This window comes from Humibacillus xanthopallidus (assembly GCF_006716675.1).
In the GTDB taxonomy this organism is placed as follows: Bacteria; Actinomycetota; Actinomycetes; order Actinomycetales; family Dermatophilaceae; genus Humibacillus; species Humibacillus xanthopallidus_B.
The window spans coordinates 67,648-86,240 of the sequence record NZ_VFPM01000002.1 but is presented as its reverse complement, the minus strand read 5'-3'; the positions used below and the strand labels follow the sequence as shown (position 1 = coordinate 86,240).

Below are 18,593 nucleotides of genomic sequence, written 5' to 3'. Positions count from 1 at the left end.
GACCTAGCGGTCCTACGGTTGCACGGTGGACGAACAGGCCGCATCGCAGGTGTGGATGCCGCGCACCGAGTTCGAGCGGATCTACGGACCGCAGGTCTCGTGGACCCCCACCGAGGCTCGCGACCTGCTCGACGACCTCGGCGTGCCGTGGTGGGTCGCCGGCGGTTGGGCGATCGAGGCCTTCACCGGCGTCCCCCGGGAGCACGAGGACATCGACCTGTCCGTCTTCCGCAGCGACCTGCCGTCCGTTCGCCGCCACCTCGAGAGGGACTGGCACCTCTGGGCTGCCTCGGACCACGGGCTGGCCCACCTGGCCCCCGGACGCGAGATGCCCGAGCACGCCGAGCAGGTCTGGGTGCGCGAGCACGCGCTCGCCCCGTGGCGCGGCGAGCTCTTGCTCAACGCCGACGTCGACGGCCGCTGGCAGCTCAAGCGCGACGCGTCGGTGGTCCTCCCCCTGGAGGAGGCGACGTGGGAGCGCGAGGGCATCCGCTACCTGCGGCCCGAGCTCGTGCTCGCCCACAAGGTGAGCAACACCCGGCCCAAGGACGATGCGGACCTGCGAGCGGCGCTGCCCCTGCTCAGCGAGGGCCAGCGGGACTGGCTCTCGGGCTTCGTGACCCGTCACGCCCCCATGCACCCGTGGTGTGACGTTCTCTGACCGGGCTCCCACAGCCACAGCCGGGAGTCACGACGACTCTCCAAGATGCACCGTTCCGTCCGGGTCGACCCGGAAGTTCGGGTTGAAGACGAAGTCCCACCGGAAGCCGTCGGGGTCGGCGACACACGCGCTCACCCCACCCCACTCGCGCTCCTGCGGCGCGGAGACGGAGGTGGCACCTGCGGCCAGCGCGGCGGCATGCAGCTGCTCGACCTCGACGGGTGAGGCGACGGTGTGGCCCAGCGACATGGGCGGCGCGGCGGGCCCGTGGGCGACGTGGCCGTACTCGCTCGGCATCTGCTCGACGTCCCACAGCGCGAGCACCTGCCCCGGTGCGCACTGCACGAAGCTGATCTCGCCGGGCAGGTGCAGCACGGCGCGGAAGCCGAGCCCGTCGACGTAGAAGACGCGCGCGGCCTCGACGTCGCGCACTCCGAGCGTGATGGCGGTGATGGTCGGTCCGGTCGTCATGACCTGACGGTAGGACCAGCCGCCGACATCGGAACGTCCTGACGTCCGGCAGAGCTCACGAGGGCTCACGAGGGCTCAGGAGGAGCCGGACGGGACGTCGTCGCTCACGGCCCGGCTGACGTGTCGGGGGAGGGGTGCCGTCGGCGCCCCTCCCCCCGTGTGCGGTGTCTGCCTGCCGCGAGCGGGCCGCCTGTCAGCTGCCGCCCCCGAGCAGCCCGCGGACCTCGGACTCGCGGTAGCGACGGTGTCCGCCGAGCGTCCGGATGGACGTCAGCTTTCCCGCTTTGGCCCACCGGGTGACCGTCTTCGGGTCCACCCGGAAGAGCGCTGCGACCTCGGCTGGCGTGAGCAGCTTCTCGGTCTCGTGTCGATCCTGCGTTGTCATTGTCATTTCCCCACCACCCTGTCGCTCGTGCAGCGACACGCATCCAGCCCCAGGGAGAGGCTTAGGTAAAGACAGAGTAAAGTCCCGCGCCTGTGGTTACCGGCCAAACGCCGAAAAGAGACGATTCGGTGTGGACAACCGGCGGGGTCGTCCTACGGTGTGAGGCGCTGCTCACCTCCCGTTCACCTCGCGGTGACCTGCCGGTGACGCGCTGGGGGTGCGGCGGCCACCCGACGGCCACCCGACGGCCACGCGACGGCCACGTACTCGGCGACGCGCCGCCGAGGGGCCGGTCCGACCGTGGCACGCAGGAGCCGCTCCGCTCATGTAGCGTTAGCCCCACGAGAACACACACATTCCCGGGGCCGCTACGCGGACATCGAAGAGCCACCCGGTTCTCCGACGAGCGATGCCGTCCCGGCACGACGCACGAGGGGGTCACGCCATGGGGCGCGGCCGAGCCAAAGCCAAGCAGACCAAGGTCGCACGGCAGCTCAAGTACTACACACCCGACACGGACTTGAGCGCGCTGGAGCGAGAGCTGCACCGCGACACGTCCAGTCCGGTTCGCGAGCCCGCACGGGTCACCGAGCCGGATGAGTACGACGACTACGGGAAGTGGGCCTCGGGCGAGCGGTGAGCTCTCCCTTTCTCCTTCCCTGCTCCACCTCGTGAGTCGAGTGCCTGCACTCGGCCCGCGATCGGCTGTGCCGGTCCTCAGGTCGTCGGGTGCTGCCCGACGACCTGGACCGAGCCGCCGTCGACGCCCTTCGCGCCCCTGACGACCTCGGTTCCCGCGACGATGTCGGCACGCTCCAGCGTCGTCACGTCGCCGAGCCGCCAAGCCGGTATGCCGCCCGCCCGGCTCAGCTCGATGGCGCGCTCCGCCTGTGCCTCGGGGAGCACCGCGACGAAGCCGATGCCCTGGTTCAGGGTGCGCTCGATGTCGGCCTGCGGCACGCGTCCGAGGTCCTGGATCGTGCGGAAGACCGCGGGTGGCGTCCACGTCGACCGGTCGAGCCGTGCGTAGGTGCCGGCCGGCAGGACCCGCGCGAGGTTGGCGGCGAGGCCGCCACCGGTGACGTGGCTGAGGGCGTGCACGTCGACCCCGTCGGCGGCGATGAGCTCGAGCAGCGGCCGGGTGTAGATGCGGGTCGGCTCGAGCAGCTCCTCGCCGAGGGTGCGCCCGAAGTCGTCGACGTGCCGGTCGAGGGCCCAGCCGGCGCTCTCGACGACGCGGCGCACGAGGCTGTAGCCGTTGCTGTGCAGGCCGCTGCTCGCGAGCGCCACCACGACGTCTCCGTCAGCGACCCGATGTGGACCCAGCACGTCGGCATACTCGACGACGCCGGTGGCGGCGCCGGCGACGTCGTACTCCTCGGGCTCGAGCAGGCCCGGGTGCTCGGCGGTCTCGCCGCCGACGAGGGCGACCCCGGCCTCCTCGCACGCGCGGGCGATGCCGCCGACGATCGCCGCGATGCGCTCGGGCACGACCTTGCCGGTCGCGATGTAGTCGGTCATGAAGAGCGGCTCGGCGCCACAGACGACGATGTCGTCGACGACCATGCCGACGAGGTCGAAGCCGATCGTGTCGTGCGTGTCGAGAGCCTGGGCGATGGCGACCTTCGTGCCGACACCATCGGTGCTCGTGGCGAGGATCGGACGGGTCATCCGCGCGATCGCGCTGGCGTCGAACATGCCGGCGAACCCGCCGAGCCCACCGAGCACCTCGGGTCGGGTCGCGCGCCGCACCGACTCCTTCATCAGTTCGACTGCCTTGTCACCCGCCTCGACGTCCACTCCGGCAGAGGCGTAGGTGATGGGGGCATCGCTCACCCGACCCACCCTACCGGCGCCGGTGTGGTGCACCCCCGCGCGTCCAATCGAAAGAGCACTCCGTCGCACGACGGAGTGCTCTTTCGATTGGGGGCGGGCCCTCGACGACCAGACTGAGTGCTCTTTCGATTGGGGTCAGGGGTGCTGGAGGGCGTTCTCTCCGCCGAGGCCGACACCGAGGGTGACGCCGTCGACGTCGACCGAGCGGTCGTGGCCGGTGCGCACCGTGAGGGGCAGGGTCTCGAGCACGTGCTTGCCGACGCGGCCGTCCTCGGGCAGCTCGATCGGGTAGCGGCCGGTGAAGCAGGCGCTGCACAGCTCGTCGGCGGGCTGGTTCGTCGCGCCGATCATCCCCTGCTCGGAGATGTAGCCGAGCGAGTCGGCGCCGATCGAGGCGCGGATCTCCTCGACCTTGAGACCGGTCGCGATGAGCTCGGCGCGCGTCGCGAAGTCGATGCCGTAGAAGCACGGCCACTGCACGGGCGGCGAGCTGATGCGCACGTGCACCTCAGCAGCGCCCGCCTCGCGCAGCATGCGGATCTGGGCCCGCTGGGTGTTGCCGCGCACGATCGAGTCGTCGACGACGACAAGCCGCTTGCCGCGGATCGTGTGCTCGAGCGGGTTGAGCTTGAGCCGGATGCCGAGCTGGCGCAGCGTCTGCGACGGCTGGATGAAGGTGCGCCCCACGTAGGCGTTCTTGACGAAGCCCTGCCCGAACGGGATGCCGGACTCCTGTGAATACCCAACAGCAGCAGGCACGCCCGACTCCGGCACCCCGATGACGAGGTCGGCATCGACGGCGTGCTCGCGGGCGAGGACCCGGCCCATCTCGACGCGCGCCTCGTGGACGACCCGGCCACGGATGACGGCGTCGGGTCGCGCGAGGTAGACGTACTCGAAGACGCACCCCTTGGGCTGCGGCTCGGCGAAGCGGTGCGAGCGGAGGCCGTTCTCGTCGATGGCGATGAGCTCGCCGGGCTCGATCTCGCGGATGACCGACGCGCCGATCGTCTGCAGCGCCGCGGTCTCGGAGGCGACGACCCAGCCACGCTCGAGGCGACCGAGGGCGAGGGGACGCACGCCCCACGGGTCGCGGGCGGCATACAGCGTCGTCTCGTCCATGAAGACGAAGGAGAACGCGCCCTGGAGCTTGGGCAGCAGCTCGAGGGCGGCCTGCTCGGGAGTGCGGTCCTCGTCGGCGGAGAGCAGCGTCGTGACGAGCGCCGTGTCGGACGTGTTGCCGCGGGCGAGCTCGCCCGTCACGCGGCCGGTGCCGAAGTGCTCGTCGACGAGCGCCTTGAGCTCGACGGTGTTGATGAGGTTGCCGTTGTGCGCGAGCGCGATCGTGCTGTGGCCGGTGCCTCCGAGCGTCGGCTGGGCGTTCTCCCACGTCGAGCCGCCGGTCGTCGAGTAGCGCGTGTGCCCGATCGCGAGGTGTCCGCGCAGGGACGACAGCGCGGTCTCGTCGAACACCTGCGAGACGAGGCCCATGTCCTTGTAGACGAGGATCTTCTCGCCGTCTCCGGTCGCGATGCCGGCCGACTCCTGGCCGCGGTGCTGCAGCGCATAGAGCCCGAAGTACGTCAGCTTCGCGACGTCCTCTCCGGGGGCCCAGACGCCGAAGACGCCACAGGCGTCCTGTGGGCCCTTCTCGCCGGGGAGGAGATCATGACCCAGTCGTCCATCGCCACGTGCCACTACCGCAGTCTCCCACACGGATCGCCGGACTCCCGCCTCCGTGTCAGCGCCCGAAAGGCAGGTCGGCCACGACCTCGTAGCGGGGCCGCCGGCCGCGCCCCTCCCCGAGGTGCGACTCGATGAGCGTCGCCCCGTCGGCCACCCACGCCGGCCCCTCGAGGCCGTCGAGGGCGCGGATCCACCGCGTCGCCTCGGTCGGGCGGCCGAAGCGGCCCAGGGTGAGGTGGGGGTGGAACCGCGCCCCGTCCGGTGAGGCGCCTGCCGAGCTCGCCGAGGAGCGTATGCCGTTCGCGACGGCCCCGAGGTCACCGCGCACCTGCTCGACTCCCGCCCAGAGGACGCGGGCGGCATACGGGCTGGGGAAGGCGCCCGCGCCGGAGAGCCGCAGCACGAGGGGGCTGCGCTTGGCGGCCGACCGGCCGAGCACCTCGGTGAGGTCGTCGAGACGGTGCTGCGGCACGTCGCCGAGGAAGGCGAGGGTCACGTGCCACTGGTGCCGGTCGGTCCAGCGCACCTCGCCACCGGCCGCACGACGTGGCTCGAGGTGCACCTCGAGGTCGTCGAGCACGTCGTCGGGCGGCACGACCGCGACGAAGAGCCTCATGGCCTGTCGGCCGCCTCGACCGCCTCGGCCGCCTCGACGGCCGCGCCGGAGGCGAGCAGGGCCTCGACGTCGTCGATGCCCCACGCCTCGAGGGCGCGTCGGGTGTCGACCCCCGACGCGCGCGGAGGCGGTGTGGAGAGGGCGCCGGGCGTGCGGGAGAAGCGCGGCGCGGGCGCCGGCTGGACGACGCCGTGGTGCTCGACGTAGGTGCCCCGCGCCGCGAGGTGCGGATGGTGCGGCGCCTCGGCGTAGCTGAGGACGGGCTCCACGCAGGCGTCGGTGCCCTCGAGCAGGGCGGTCCACTCGTCGCGGGTGCGGGTGGCGAAGGTCGCTGCCAGCCGGGCACGCAGGGCGGGCCACTGGCTCGGGTCGAGGCGGTCCGGCGCCGCGTCCTCGATGCCCAGCAACCGCAGCAGCTCCGCGTAGAAGGGCTGCTCGAGCGGCCCGACGGCGAGCCAGCCACCGTCGCTCGTCTCGTAGACGTCGTAGAAGGGGGCGCCGGTGTCGAGCAGGTTGGTCCCACGCCGGTCGGACCACAGCCCGCTCGAGACGAGGCCGACGACGAGTGCCGACACGTGCGCCGTGCCGTCGACGATGGCGGCGTCAACCACCTGGCCGCGACCGCTCGTGCGCGCCTCGAGCAGGGCAGCGAGCACCCCGACCGCGAGGTAGAGGGCACCACCACCGAAGTCGCCGACGAGGTTGACCGGCACCTGGGGCGGGCCGCCGGCCCGGCCGATCGCGCCGAGCGCGCCGGTGATCGCGACGTAGCCGATGTCGTGCCCGGCGGCGTGGGCGAGGGGGCCGTCCTGTCCCCAGCCGGTCATCCGGCCGTAGACGAGGGCGGGGTTGATCGCGAGGCAGTCGTCGGGGCCGAGCCCGAGGCGCTCGGCCACGCCCGGACGGTAGCCCTCGACGAGGACGTCGGCCCGGGCGACGAGCCGCCTTGCCGTCGCGAGCCCGTCGGGGTGCTTGAGGTCGAGCACGACGGACGGACGGCCGCGACGCAACAGGTCGGCCTCGGGCGGCATCGGCACCGGCAGCGGCGGTACGCCCGGCCGGTCGAGCCGGATGACGTCGGCGCCGAGGTCGGCGAGCAGCATGCAGGCGAAGGGGGCCGGGCCGATGCCGGCCAGCTCGACGACGCGCACGCCCGCCAGGGGGCCGGTGCCCGTCACGAGCTGCGGCGGCCCGACCGGTCGAGCAGGATGCCGAGGATGCCGGCGAGCCCGGCACCGAGCAGGGCGCCGAAGGCGCCGAGGAAGAGCGCTCCGGTGGTGGCGGAGTAGCCACGCACGTCGTCGCCGACGAGCGAGATCACCGCGCCGACGACGAAGCCGAGGAGCGCGCCGGTGATGAGGAAGCGCTTGAAGTTCGGGACGCGAGGCGCGGAGCGCCCGTCAGGGGAGGTGGTCACCCCTCAAGGTTAAGCGAGTGGAGCGGAAGAAGTCCGTCCAGGTGCGCCCGCTGGCCACTGGCCCGCACGAGCGCGCCCGCGACGGCGTCATCCCAGGTGAGGTCACCGACCGCGAGCCGCAGCCACGTGGCCCCGTCGGTCTCGATGACGTTGGGCGGCGTGCCGCGCGTGTGCACCGGCCCCTCGATGCACTGGACCGCGCCGTGCGGGGGCACCCGGACCTCCACGGTGCGGCCCGGGGCCGTCGTGGCGAGCTCGTCGAGCGTGTAGCGGACCGCGGTGCCCGTCGTGCGCCGGTCGGCACTCCAGCCGGCCGAGCGGCATACCTCGAGGGCGGCGCGGCCCTCTGCGACAGGGGTGCGACGGCGGGGCGACATGCCCAGCAGGCTAACCCCGCCCACCGACGGCGCCGAGCCGGTATGCCGCGTGGCCGGCTCGCCCCTCGCCGGCCGGCGGGCGCTCCCCCGCGCCTCGGCGACAGGGGCTGTCTCAGCGAAGGCGGGGGATGACGCCGCCTGCGACCTCGTCGAGCACGTCACGGGTGCCCTGGTAGGGGTCGCTGTCGCGGGGCCAGTGCGTGATGACGTCGGTGAAGCCGAGGGCCTCGGCGCGACCGACGGCATCCTCGAAGGCGGCGGCGCTCGTCAGGGAGAAGGTCGGGGCGCTGTCGAGGTTGAGGTAGCGGGTGAGGGTCTCGGGAGCGCGCCCGGCCGCGGCGAGGCCGTCGTCCACCCGGGCCGAGAGCTCACCGACGAGGGCCCACCAGGCGTCGTCCGTGTCGGCGGTGCCGCCGTAGGTCATCCAGCCGTCGGCGCGGTCGACGGCGAGCCGGATCGTGCGAGGGCCGTTGGCGGCGACGATGAGCGGAACCCGGTTGCCCCCCGCGGCGCCGCGCACCGGACCGGGGAGGGTGCGCACGTCGCGGGCGCTGTAGAACCGCCCGTCGACCGTGACGTGGTCGTCGCGCAGGAGCCGGTCGAGCAGGTCGGTGAACTCGTGGAAGCGGTCGACGCGGGCCCGCAGGGGCAGGTCCTCACCCATGATGCGGGCGTCGAGGTCGCCCCCGCTGCCGATGCCGAGCAGGAAGCGCCCACCCGAGATGTCGTCGAGGGCGAGGACCTCACGCATGAGCTGCACGGGGTGGTGGTTGTTGGGCGAGGTGACGAAGGTCCCCAGACCCATCCGGTCGGTGACGGCTGCTGCCGCGGCCAGGGTCGGCACCGCGGCGAACCACGGGGAGTCGGGCAGCCCACCCCACGTGACGTGGTCGAAGGTCCACGCGTGGTCGAAGCCGAGCGCCTCGGCCTCGCGCCACCGCGGCTCGGCGACCGACCACGTGTGCTCGGGCAGGATCGTCAGGCCGAATCGCATGGCTCCGACCGTAGCCTGTCGTGGTGACACCGATCTGGGACCCCGAGTCCGTGCTGGCCGCCTCGAACGAGTGGGCCTGGGTGCCTGACCACGCGCGCAGCGTGCGGACGGACGAGTACCTCGTCGTGGCCTACCCGCCGACCTACCTGACGCCCACGGGCGCCCGCCTGTTCGGGTCGGACCGCGAGCCGGCCGAGGTCGTCGACGAGGTGCATCGCGTGGCTCGAGACCTCGGCCGTGAGCGGATCTGGTGGACGCTGTCGGACACGAGCCGGCCGTCCGGCCTCGAGGCCGAGCTCGTGCGGCGCGGCGCGCAGGTCGTCGAACGCATGGACGTGCTCGGCCTCCACCTCACCGACGGGGTGCCCGAGGTCGCACCCGGCGCCGACGTCACGGTCACCCGGGTCGTCGACCGCGACGGCGTGCGAGACGCGCTCGTGCTCAGCCAGAGCGCCTTCGGCGGGTCGGCACCCGACGACGAGGAGGTCGACCGCGGGCTCGTCGAGATCGCCCGCGGTCTCGGCGACGACAGCGTCGGCCGGGTCGTCGCCTCCGTCGCCGGACGGCCCGCGAGCACCGGTGGCTGGGGCATCGTCGGGCCGGTGTGCCGGCTGTGGGGTGCCGGCACCCACCCGGACCTCCGGGGGCTCGGCGCCTACCGGGCCGTGCTCCGGGCCCGCCTCGACATCGCCGTGCGGGCGGGCGCCACCCTCGCGCTGACCCACGGGCGGGTCGACACCTCCTCGCCGATCCTCAGGAGGCTCGGTTTCCGTCGCTACGGCGAGCAGCGCCAGCTCGCCGTCGACCTGTGACCGGCCGATGACCGACCACGTGACGCTCCAGTGGGACGAGCGTGGTGGGGTGACCGTGCACATGGACGGGTCGCCCCAGTCGCACGTGCAGCCCGACGACCCGACCCTGCTCGTCTTCGAGTACGTCCAGCACCTCGCGCTCGCCATCGACACCCTTCCGCCGGGGCCGCTCGGGGTCACGCACGTCGGCGGCGCCGGGCTCACCCTCCCTCGCTGGGTCGAGGCGACCCGGCCGGGCTCGCCGCAGATCGTTCTCGAGCCGGACGAGGCGCTGACGGCACTGGTGCGCAAGGAGATTCCGCTTCCGCGTCGACACCGGATCCGCATCCGGCCCGTCGACGGACTCACCGGGGTGCGAGCGCTCGGCGGCGCCTCGGCGGACGTCGTCGTGACCGATGCGTATGCCGCGGGCCGCGTCCCAGCCGAACTGGCCTCTGCGGCATACGTGCTCGAGGTGCGTCGTGTGCTGAAGCCCGCCGGGACGGCGCTGTGGAACCTCGCCGACGAGCCGGGAATGCGTTATGTCGCAAGGGTTCTCGCGACGGTCCGCCAGTCGATGCCCCACCTCGCCCTCATCGCCACGCACGAGGTGCTCAAGGGCAAGCGCTTCGGCAACTCGGTCGTCGTGGCGAGCTGCGCGCCCCTCCCTCTCGAGAGCCTGCGCCGGGAGGTCGCGCGCGCACACCTCCCGACCGGGCTCCGCGAGGGCGCGGCCCTGGAGCGCCTCATCGCCGGCGCGAAACCCCTTGACGCCAAGGGAATGCAGAGCCCGCCACCCCCCGAGGCCGGGAGGTGGCGGCCCCGTTGACACCGGTCGGGGTCAGCTCACGGGCTGACCCGGCTTGATGTCGCGGTCGGCCGGGATGTCGGCGTAGCCGCCGAGGCCCCCGTTGCCGTAGGTGCGGTCGACCTTGGTCGTGTCACCGTCGATGAGGATGCGCACCGTCGGGCCGAGCGTGCCGCCCCGGCGGAAGTTGTCCTTCGTGCCGATCGTGTCGATGAAGGACTGCACGAGGCCACCGGGCATGACGTAGTGCGAGTAGGCCTGGAACGCACCCGGGTGCTGGTTGTAGTCCGGGTCGAACGGGAAGCCCTGGTTGAAGTTGAGGTTCGTCGGGTTGCCGAGCGCGAGGCCCGAGCCGCGGTTGACCGGCTGGAAGTCACTGCGGATGCCGTTGCCGACGAAGCCGTAGACGCCCTCAGGACCGTCGACGCCGGCCGCGAACGTGCTGCGGTGGCTGATGGTGAAGAGGTAGTACTTGCCGTCCTTCAGGTAGATCTGCGGCCGCTCGGTCTGGTCGGTGACGCAGTTGGCCGACAGGATCGGCGGCAGGAAGTGCCACTTGGTCAGCTCCGTGTTGTCGGCCACGGCAAGACCGACGTTCGCCATCTGCAGGTGCGCGTTGCGGTCCATGACCTCGTCCGGGGTCTCCGTGTACGGGTCGCCGGGCTGGTAGCCCATGTCGCCGGTCGTGCAGGCGCGGGTCCCACGCTGCGTCGCCGTGTTGCCCTCGAAGACCATGTAGGTCTTGCCCGGGTGCGCCGGGTCCTGGAAGGTGAAGGGGTCGCGGAAGTTGTAGTACGGGTTCTGCGCGCCGTTCTGGTAGAGCTTGCCGTCGGGCTTGAGCAGCTCGTTGTGCGTCTTGAAGCCGCCGAACCACACGCCCTTGTCGTTGGCGAAGATCTTGCCGGGCGACATCATGATGCGCGCGTCGGCCGGCTTGGTGTCCTGACCGGCAGCGTTGCGGTAGAAGGCGACAGCCGTGTAGAAGACCTTGACCTCGCCGTTCTTGAAGATGCGGGTCGAGCCCGACCACTCGGTCTGGTGCGAGAAGGACTGGTCCTCGAAGACCTTGCCGGACAGGCCCTTGGGGAAGACGAGTCCGCCGTAGGTCCACCCGCCGTTGGCCGGGCGCTGCGACGAGGGCACACCCGCCTTGCGGAAGAAGTAGCCGAGCTTGGCGTAGGTGTGGCGGTCGTCGAAGCCGAGCTTGCGGTCGGCGACGAGGGAGAAGACGACCTCCCAGCCCTTGTAGCTGTACTGATGGGCGGCGGCGTCCGTGAGCGGCCAGGTGTCCCAGACCCAGACCTTGCCGTTGCTCATGTCGGGGAAGTTCTGCGGGACGGTCGGTGCCGTGTAGTCCTCCGGCATCGAGTTCTGGCGGGAGCCGGCTGTCGGGTCGGACATCGCCTTGATCTGGCGGGCGTCGGCCCGGGTCCACTTCGCGGTGAAGTCGGCAGCCGGGTCGTAGGCCTTCTGGGTGTGCGGAGTCGGCTCGGGGAAGCCGGGGACAGCCTGCGCGGGGAGCGCGGACTGGGCGGACGGCGCGGTGGCCGCCCGAGGAGCCGCGGTGGCGCCGGCTCCTGCGGTGGCGACGAGCGCGGCTGCCGCCACGCCTGCCGCAAGCGCTCCCTTGAGGAAGCGGTGGTGGAGGAACATCATCTTCTGCCCTTCGATGGCTCGCCGGGGGGCGAGGTGTCGGGTGTGACGAGATCGAGTTCCAGGTGCGGCACCGACCATAGGGGCGTGATGACAACGTTGTCCAACCGAGATGGCCCGAAGCAGTGGAATGTCTGTCTCGGGTCTCATGATGTGAAATCGTTACTTTTGCGTAGATCGAGACCTCCCCCTACCGTCGAGGCGACGTGAGGCTCTGGTTTGCTCCCGATCTGGCTTCCAGGTGCGGGCCCGCGTCCAACGGCGCGGATGCCTCCCCACGCAGGGACGGGAGGCATCCGCGCCACCTTTGTGCCCGGCTCCTCCCTCGTCAGGGGTCGTCGCAACCGGCGACCCCGACCCGAGCTCGGAGATGACATCGTTGACAACGCAACCTTCGCTGACACGCCGCAGCCTGCTCGGTGCGGGCCTCGGTGCCGTCGGCATCACGGCGCTGGCGGCCTGCACGGCCACAGCTCCAGATGACGACGTGCCACCGGTGCCGGACGCCGCCGGCCCCTTCTCGCGGCCCGCGGGCGCCGACGTCGACCGCCCCGGCTACCACCTCACACCCCCGTCGCACTGGATGAACGACCCCCAGCGCCCGCTGCTCCTCGGGGGGCTCTGGCACCTGTGGTACCTCCACAACGCCGACCACCCGCACGGCAACGGCACCGAGTGGCGGCTCGCGACGAGCCCCGACCTCGTCACCTGGCGCGACGGAGGCACCTCGATCCGGAAGTACGTCGACGCGCTGGGAGACGTCGAGTCGGGCAGCGCCGTCGTCGACGGGGACGGGGTCGCGGGCCTCGGCGCCGGAGCCGTTCTCGCGTTCGCCACCCAGCAGGCGGACGGTGTGCAGCGCCAGTCCCTCTACGTCTCCCACGACGTCGGCCGCACCTTCACCCCGGCGCCCGGCAACCCGGTGATCGACAACCCCGGCACCGCACAGAGCCGGGACTTCCGTGACCCCAAGGTGATTCGTGACAGCGCCCATGACCAGTGGGTCATGCTCCTGGCCGAGGGGCACCGCCTGGGGTTCTACACCTCGACCGACCTCCGCACCTGGACCTACCGGTCCGACTGGAGTGTCGACGACCTCGGCACCCTCGAGTGCCCCGACCTCTTCGAGCTCGAGCTCGACGGCGACCCCTCACGCCGCACCTGGGTGCTCGTGGCGAGCGCCAACGGGCAGTCACAGGGCCGCACGACGGGCGTTGCCCACTGGACGGGGGTGTGGGACGGCACCCGCTTCACCGGCGACGGGGCACCCGCGCGCTGGCTCGACCACGGCCCGGACTTCTACGCCGCCGTCACCTGGGCACCCGACGACGAGCCTCGGCCCAGTTCCCGCTGGTGCCTCGGCTGGCTCGACAACTGGGCGTACGCGAGGTCCCGACGCAGCGGGTCCTTCGCGGGCGGCGCCCAGTCGGTCGTGCGCCGCGTCCGGCTCGTCACCGGACCGGGCGGAGTGCCACGGCTCGTGAGCACCCCGCTCGATGCCCTCGACGTCGTCACCGGGCCGCCGGTCCCCATGGGCGGTATGCCGTCCAGCCCGTCCGCGGTCCCGGTGCCGTTCGCGGGGCTCCACCGGTTCACGCGACCGACCCCGAGCGACAGCATGCGGCTGGACCTCGACATCGAGTCGGACGCTCCCTACCGGCTGCGCCTGCTCGACGGCGACGCGGCCTCTGCGACCGTCACGGTCGATCCCGCCCACCTGCGGGTCGCGGTGGACCGGGAGTCTGCGTCACCGGCCACGGGAGTTCTCGGTCCGACGTGGACCTCGAGCCATGTCGCCGACCTGGCACCGCAGCCACGCGGGCGCCTGCGGACCCGGATGTCGCTGCTCGTCGACCGGGGCACGCTCGAGTGCTTCGTCGACGACGGCGCCGTGTGCCTCTCGGCCGCCAGCGGCCTCGGCGAGGTCGTCGCCATCGAGCTCGAGGCAGACGGTTCGGTCCTCGTGCACGCCGCGACGGCAGCCCCGATCCGGCCGGTGCAGCTCGCCTGACACGACGACGGCCCCTCCCGGCATACGGGAAGGGCCGTCGAGGCGGCGAGCCGGGCTCAGCTGCCGAAGACCGCCGGCATCGTGAAGGTGTGGGCGGACTCGAGCTCCGAGACCGACACCGAGAAGAGGCCGGCGATCTCGAGGTCGCGGCCACCCGTGGCGCCGATGCGCCGGTGCGGCACCTCTCCGAGCAGAGCCTCGAACTGCGCGGCGCTGCCGGCCGGCACCGCGACGAGAGCACGCGCGCTCGACTCGGAGAAGAGTGCCGTGAAGGGGTCGAGGATGGTGCCGTCGGCGTCGACGCCGACCTGGTCGAGCCCGTCGATCGTCGCGCCGACACCGTGTCGCATGCACGCCTCGGCGAGCGCGATCGCGAGGCCGCCCTCGGACAGGTCGTGCGCCGCCTCGACGAGCCCGGCCTCGGCCGCGGCCACGAGTGCCCGGCCGAGGGCCTGCTCGGCCGCGAGGTCGACGACCGGGGGCAGACCGCCGAGGTGCTTGTGGATGACGTGGGCCCACTCGGAGCCGTCGAGCTCGGGACGCGTCGTGCCGAGGAGGTAGATGTGCGCGCCGTCGGTGCGGAACCCCGAGCGCGAGCGCTTCGACACGTCGGGCATGACGCCCAGCACCCCGACGACGGGAGTCGGGTGGATCGCCACGTCGCCGGTCTGGTTGTAGAAGCTGACGTTGCCGCCGGTCACCGGGATGCCGAGGAACTTGCAGCCCTCGGCGATGCCGCGGATCGACTCGCGGAACTGCCACATGACACCCGGGTCCTCGGGGGAGCCGAAGTTGAGGCAGTCGGTGACGGCGAGGGGCGCCGCGCCCGCCGTGGCGACGTTGCGGTAGGCCTCGGCGAGCGCGAGCTGCGCACCGGTGTACGGGTCGAGCTTGGCGAAGCGGCCGTTGCAGTCAGTCGCGACGGCCACGCCACGCCCGGTCTCCTCGTCGACCCGCACGACCCCCGCGTCGTCGGGCTGCGACAGCGCGGTGTTGCCCATGACGTAGCGGTCGTACTGGTCGGTGACCCACGACTTGTCGCAGAGGTTCGGTGAGCCGATGAGCGTCAGCAGCTGCGCCCTGATCTCCTCGCCCGTCTCGGGGCGCGCGAGCGCCGAAGCGCTGTCGGCGTTGAGGGCGTCGAGGTATGCCGGCCGGCTGAGCGGGCGATGGTAGGTCGGCCCGTCGTGGGCGACCGAGCGCGGCGGCACGTCGACGATGACCTCGCCGTGCCAGGTGATGACGAGCCGGTCGCCGTCGGTGACCTCGCCGATGACGGTGGCCTCGACGTCCCACTTGTCGGTGATCGCCATGAACTCGTCGAGCTTGTCGGGCTCGACGATGGCCATCATGCGCTCCTGCGACTCCGACATGAGGATCTCGTGGGGCTGGAGGCTCGCGTCGCGCAGGGGCACGAGGTCGAGCTCCACGCGCATGCCGCCGTCACCGTTGGAGGCGAGCTCGCTGGTGGCACAGGAGAGCCCGGCCCCGCCGAGGTCCTGGATGCCGTCGACGACGTGCGCGGCATAGAGGTCGAGGCAGCACTCGATGAGCACCTTCTCGGCGAACGGGTCGCCGACCTGCACGGCCGGGCGCTTGGCCGGGCCGCCGGAGTCGAACGTCTCGGAGGCGAGCACCGAGACGCCGCCGATGCCGTCGCCGCCGGTCTTGGCGCCGAAGAGGATCACCTTGTTGCCGACACCGGTCGCCTTGGCGAGGTGGATGTCCTCGACGCGCATCGCGCCGACACAGAGGGCGTTGACGAGCGGGTTGCCCTGGTAGCAGTCGTCGAAGACGACCTCACCGCCGATGTTGGGCAGGCCGAGGCAGTTGCCGTAGCCGCCGACCCCCGCGACGATGCCCGGCAGGACGCGCTGGGTGTCGGGGTGGTGCAGGTTGCCGAAACGGAGCGGGTCCATGACCGCGATCGGGCGCGCGCCCATCGACATGATGTCGCGCACGATGCCGCCGACGCCGGTCGCAGCGCCCTGGTAGGGCTCGACGTAGCTCGGGTGGTTGTGCGACTCGACCTTGAAGGTCACCGCCCAGCCGTCGCCGATGTCGACGACGCCGGCGTTCTCACCGATGCCGACGAGGAGCTTCTCGCGCATCTCGTCGGTGGTGTTCTCGCCCCAGAGCTTGAAGTGCACCTTGCTCGACTTGTACGAGCAGTGCTCGCTCCACATGACGGAGTACATCGCGAGCTCGGCGATCGTCGGACGGCGACCGATGATCTCGCGGATGCTGGCGTACTCGTCGCCCTTGAGACCGAGCTCCGACCACGGCTGGTCGATGTCGGGCGTGCGCGTTGCGTGCTCGACGGTGTCGAGGCCGGCCACGGGCTCTGCCGCCGCTGCCTGTGCATGCGTGCCGGTCTGGGTCTGCTCGTCGGTGGTCGTCATCGCGTCAGGCCTTTGCTGCGGTCTCGAGGGCGTGCGTGAGGATCGAGGTGAAGAACCCCCGGCCGTCGAGGGTCGGACCGTAGCCCTCCTCCACCGCGTGCTCCGGGTGCGGCATGAGACCGACGACGTTGCCACGCTCGTTCGTGATGCCGGCGATGTGGCGGTAGGAGCCGTTGGGGTTGCGCCCGTCGGCATCGGGCACGTAGCGGAAGACGACGCGGCCCTCGCCCTCGAGCATGTCAAGGGTCTGGTCGTCGGCGACGAAGCCGCCCTCGCCGTTCTTCAGGACGATCGTGATCTCCTGGCCGGCCTCGTAGTCGGAGGTCCAGGCCGTCGAGGCGTTCTCGACGACGAGCCGGGTGTCGACGCAGTTGAACTTGCGGTGGTCGTTGCGGATCAGGGCGCCGGGCAGCAGGTGGCTCTCGGTGAGCACCTGGAACCCGTTGCAGATGCCGAGCACCGGCAGCCCGCCCTGGGCGGCGGGCACGAGCACGTCCATGACCGGGGCGAAGCGTGCGATGGCCCCGCACCGGAGGTAGTCACCGTAGGAGAACCCGCCGGGGAGGATGACGGCGTCGACGCCCCGGAGGTCGTCGTCGCCGTGCCACAGCGGCACCGACTCGCCGCCGCAGGCGCGCACAGCACGCGCGGCGTCACGGTCGTCGAGCGAGCCGGGGAAGGTGACGACCCCGATCCTCACTGGGACTCGTCCTCGCTCGCAGCGCGGTCTCCTTCGGCCTCGGCCGAAGGCTCCCCGTCGGCCGCAGCCTGCGCCTCGGCCCTGGCCCTGGCCTTGCGCCCGGACTTGGCCTCGGCCGGGGAGGGCTCCGAGTCGTCGACGCTGTCGTCGAGCACGTGCACGGACACGACGTCCTCGATGACCGGGTTGGAGAGCAGCTTCTCGGCTGCCTCGCGCGCGGCCGTGAGGTGCTCGTCGGTGACGTCACCATCGACGGTGAGCACGAAGCGCTTGCCCTGGCGGACGTCGGTGAAGCCCTCGAAGCCGAGGCGCGGGAGTGCCCCGCCGACGGCCTGCCCCTGCGGGTCGAGAATCTCGGGCTTGAGCATGACGTCGACGACGATGCTTCCCATCGGTGTGGTTCTCCCTGTTGCTGGATGGGGCGACCGGGTGCTCCGATCGAGACGTCGGAAGTCTATCGGCCCGCACGCGCACCCACGCTCACGCGTCCAACCCGTCGAGACGCCTGCGTCGCATCCGACGTCGGGCCAGGAGCCGCTGCCCGGCGAGCGGGACCTTCTCCCCTTGTGCGGGGGACGGATCCACGCGTACCTGAAAGGGGGTGCGACATGACTGACATCCGCAAGGACACATCTGCCCTCGAGCCGGAGGCGTCGAGGTCGACGCCCGTGCCCATGCCACGGACCGCCTGGGCCGACAACCTCAAGGTCGTGCTCGTCGCCGGGGTCATCGCGGCCCACGCGACGATGGCGTGGACCGGGCTCGGCACCTGGGTCTTCGACGAGCCGCCGGTTCGCGAGCCGCTGCTGACCGTGCTGACGCTCGTCACGGCGGTGGTCTCGCTCTTCGGGTTGCCCGTCTTCTTCCTCCTCGCCGGCTACTTCACTCCGAGGTCGCTCGAGCGGAAGGGGACCCGACGCTTCCTGACCGACCGGGCCCTGCGCCTGCTCGTGCCGATGGTCGCCTTCATCGTGCTGCTCAGCCCCTGGATCGAGTTCGTCGACCCGGACAACTCCGGGTGGTCGCAAGGGTTCTGGGCCTTCGTGCCCCACGTGTTGTGGCCGCCTGCGCCCGGACCGACGTGGTTCCTCGGCGTCCTCTTCGTCCTCTCCGTCGGTTACGCCGGCGTCCGTGCGGTGTGGCCGCGGCGCCACTCGGGTCCGGTGCCCCTGCGCCTGTGGCACCTCCTCGCCCTCGCGGCGCTCGTCGCCGTCGCCTCGTGGACCATCCGCCTCGGCGTCCCCATGGGCGAGGAGCGGTGGCACCTCGCCATCGCCCAGTCCCCGGGCTGGCTGGCCGGCTTCGTGATCGGGATCCTGGCTGCAGAGCGCAGCTGGCTGCCTCTGGAGCCCGACCTGGCCCGCCGGGTCCGGCACGTGGCGTGGGCAGCCATGCTCCTGAGCGTCGTCGCGATCGCCGTGAGTGGACCGCTCGGCTACGCGATGGAGCTCTACCTCGGCGGCGTGACCTGGCAGTCAGGGCTGCTGGCGGCGATCGAGGGCGTCATCATCACGACGGCCTCCCTCTGGGTCGTCGACCTCTTCCAGCGACGGTTCGATCGCCAGGGACCGCTGGCACGCCAGCTCGCCCGATCGGCCTTCGCTGCGTTCCTCGTGCACCAGGGCGTGCTCGTCGGCCTCGTCCTCGGCTCCCGCGAGGTCGGCACGGCCCCGGAGGTCTCCTACGTCGCGGTGGCCTCGATGGGCATCGCGATCTCGTTCCTCGTCGGGTGGCTCCTCACGAAGGTGCCCGGGGTGCGCCGCATCGTCTGACGTCGACGGGCAG

18 protein-coding genes and 1 pseudogene are annotated in these 18,593 nt (G+C 71.7%); 6 read left to right on the top strand and 13 right to left on the bottom strand.

Annotated features, from left to right (window positions below):
- The first annotated feature begins 25 nt into the window (after positions 1–25).
- Positions 26–661 carry a nucleotidyltransferase domain-containing protein gene (locus FBY41_RS08325; protein ID WP_141843432.1) on the top strand — a complete coding sequence of 212 codons (636 nt, stop codon included), beginning with the start codon at positions 26–28 and terminating at the stop codon, positions 659–661.
- A gap of 27 nt (positions 662–688) precedes the next feature.
- Here FBY41_RS08325 and FBY41_RS08320 read toward each other — a convergent pair whose 3' ends face one another.
- Together FBY41_RS08320 and FBY41_RS08315 are read right to left on the bottom strand one after the other, a co-directional pair.
- On the bottom strand, positions 689–1,132 hold the full coding sequence (locus FBY41_RS08320) for a VOC family protein (RefSeq protein ID WP_141843430.1): 444 nt from the start codon (positions 1,130–1,132) through the stop codon (positions 689–691).
- A 193-nt stretch (positions 1,133–1,325) separates the two neighbouring features.
- Complete coding sequence (locus tag FBY41_RS08315) at positions 1,326–1,517, bottom strand: BldC family transcriptional regulator (RefSeq protein ID WP_141823717.1); 192 nt, start codon at positions 1,515–1,517, stop codon at positions 1,326–1,328.
- A gap of 445 nt (positions 1,518–1,962) precedes the next feature.
- On the opposite strand from FBY41_RS08315, the gene FBY41_RS08310 reads away from it, so the two are divergent.
- Positions 1,963–2,157: a DUF3073 domain-containing protein gene (locus tag FBY41_RS08310; RefSeq protein ID WP_141823050.1), complete on the top strand. Its 195-nt coding sequence runs from the start codon at positions 1,963–1,965 to the stop codon at positions 2,155–2,157.
- A 77-nt stretch (positions 2,158–2,234) separates the two neighbouring features.
- Here the strand turns inward: FBY41_RS08310 and purM are convergent, their stop codons facing one another.
- From purM to FBY41_RS08275, 7 genes are all read right to left on the bottom strand, one after another.
- Positions 2,235–3,353: a phosphoribosylformylglycinamidine cyclo-ligase gene (gene purM, locus FBY41_RS08305; RefSeq protein ID WP_141843428.1), complete on the bottom strand. Its 1,119-nt coding sequence runs from the start codon at positions 3,351–3,353 to the stop codon at positions 2,235–2,237.
- 135 nt (positions 3,354–3,488) lie between these two features.
- Positions 3,489–5,051, bottom strand: a complete 1,563-nt coding sequence (gene purF, locus FBY41_RS08300; RefSeq protein WP_185748975.1) for an amidophosphoribosyltransferase — start codon at positions 5,049–5,051, stop codon at positions 3,489–3,491.
- A gap of 43 nt (positions 5,052–5,094) precedes the next feature.
- Positions 5,095–5,655 (bottom strand): RNA 2',3'-cyclic phosphodiesterase, encoded by a 561-nt coding sequence (thpR, locus tag FBY41_RS08295; protein WP_141843424.1) that lies wholly within the window; start codon positions 5,653–5,655, stop codon positions 5,095–5,097.
- Positions 5,652–6,806 carry a CaiB/BaiF CoA transferase family protein gene (locus tag FBY41_RS08290; RefSeq protein ID WP_311769382.1) on the bottom strand — a complete coding sequence of 385 codons (1,155 nt, stop codon included), beginning with the start codon at positions 6,804–6,806 and terminating at the stop codon, positions 5,652–5,654. The genes thpR and FBY41_RS08290 overlap by 4 nt, the downstream gene beginning before the upstream one ends.
- Before the next feature lie 23 nt (positions 6,807–6,829).
- A complete protein-coding gene (locus FBY41_RS08285) occupies positions 6,830–7,072 on the bottom strand; it encodes a hypothetical protein (protein WP_141843419.1) in 243 nt (80 codons plus the stop codon).
- Entirely contained in the window at positions 7,069–7,449 is a 381-nt protein-coding gene (locus FBY41_RS08280; protein WP_141843417.1) for a sterol carrier family protein, read from the bottom strand. The genes FBY41_RS08285 and FBY41_RS08280 overlap by 4 nt, the downstream gene beginning before the upstream one ends.
- A gap of 112 nt (positions 7,450–7,561) precedes the next feature.
- Positions 7,562–8,443 (bottom strand): LLM class flavin-dependent oxidoreductase, encoded by an 882-nt coding sequence (locus tag FBY41_RS08275; protein WP_141843415.1) that lies wholly within the window; start codon positions 8,441–8,443, stop codon positions 7,562–7,564.
- A gap of 23 nt (positions 8,444–8,466) precedes the next feature.
- Between FBY41_RS08275 and FBY41_RS08270 the strand changes: the two genes are divergently transcribed.
- Entirely contained in the window at positions 8,467–9,255 is a 789-nt protein-coding gene (locus FBY41_RS08270) for a GNAT family N-acetyltransferase (RefSeq protein ID WP_141843413.1), read from the top strand.
- Positions 9,256–9,262: 7 nt separating this feature from the next.
- Positions 9,263–10,063 (top strand): spermidine synthase, encoded by an 801-nt coding sequence (locus FBY41_RS08265; protein WP_260439651.1) that lies wholly within the window; start codon positions 9,263–9,265, stop codon positions 10,061–10,063.
- 12 nt (positions 10,064–10,075) lie between these two features.
- Here FBY41_RS08265 and FBY41_RS08260 read toward each other — a convergent pair whose 3' ends face one another.
- Positions 10,076–11,695, bottom strand: coding sequence for a glycoside hydrolase family 68 protein (locus FBY41_RS08260; protein ID WP_141845022.1), 1,620 nt, complete (start codon positions 11,693–11,695; stop codon positions 10,076–10,078).
- A 379-nt stretch (positions 11,696–12,074) separates the two neighbouring features.
- Between FBY41_RS08260 and FBY41_RS08255 the strand changes: the two genes are divergently transcribed.
- Positions 12,075–13,706, top strand: coding sequence for a glycoside hydrolase family 32 protein (locus tag FBY41_RS08255; RefSeq protein ID WP_185748973.1), 1,632 nt, complete (start codon positions 12,075–12,077; stop codon positions 13,704–13,706).
- Between the two features lie 56 nt (positions 13,707–13,762).
- Here FBY41_RS08255 and purL read toward each other — a convergent pair whose 3' ends face one another.
- The 3 genes and pseudogenes from purL to purS all read right to left on the bottom strand — a co-directional run.
- Complete coding sequence (gene purL / locus FBY41_RS08250) at positions 13,763–16,108, bottom strand: phosphoribosylformylglycinamidine synthase subunit PurL (protein WP_141843408.1); 2,346 nt, start codon at positions 16,106–16,108, stop codon at positions 13,763–13,765.
- A 4-nt stretch (positions 16,109–16,112) separates the two neighbouring features.
- Positions 16,113–16,808, bottom strand: a complete 696-nt coding sequence (purQ, locus tag FBY41_RS08245) for a phosphoribosylformylglycinamidine synthase subunit PurQ (protein ID WP_141843406.1) — start codon at positions 16,806–16,808, stop codon at positions 16,113–16,115.
- Between the two features lie 143 nt (positions 16,809–16,951).
- A pseudogene (purS, locus tag FBY41_RS08240) lies at positions 16,952–17,200 on the bottom strand (phosphoribosylformylglycinamidine synthase subunit PurS); the annotation flags it as partial.
- 216 nt (positions 17,201–17,416) lie between these two features.
- On the opposite strand from purS, the gene FBY41_RS08235 reads away from it, so the two are divergent.
- On the top strand, positions 17,417–18,580 hold the full coding sequence (locus FBY41_RS08235) for an acyltransferase family protein (RefSeq protein ID WP_185748972.1): 1,164 nt from the start codon (positions 17,417–17,419) through the stop codon (positions 18,578–18,580).
- Positions 18,581–18,593 lie beyond the last annotated feature (13 nt).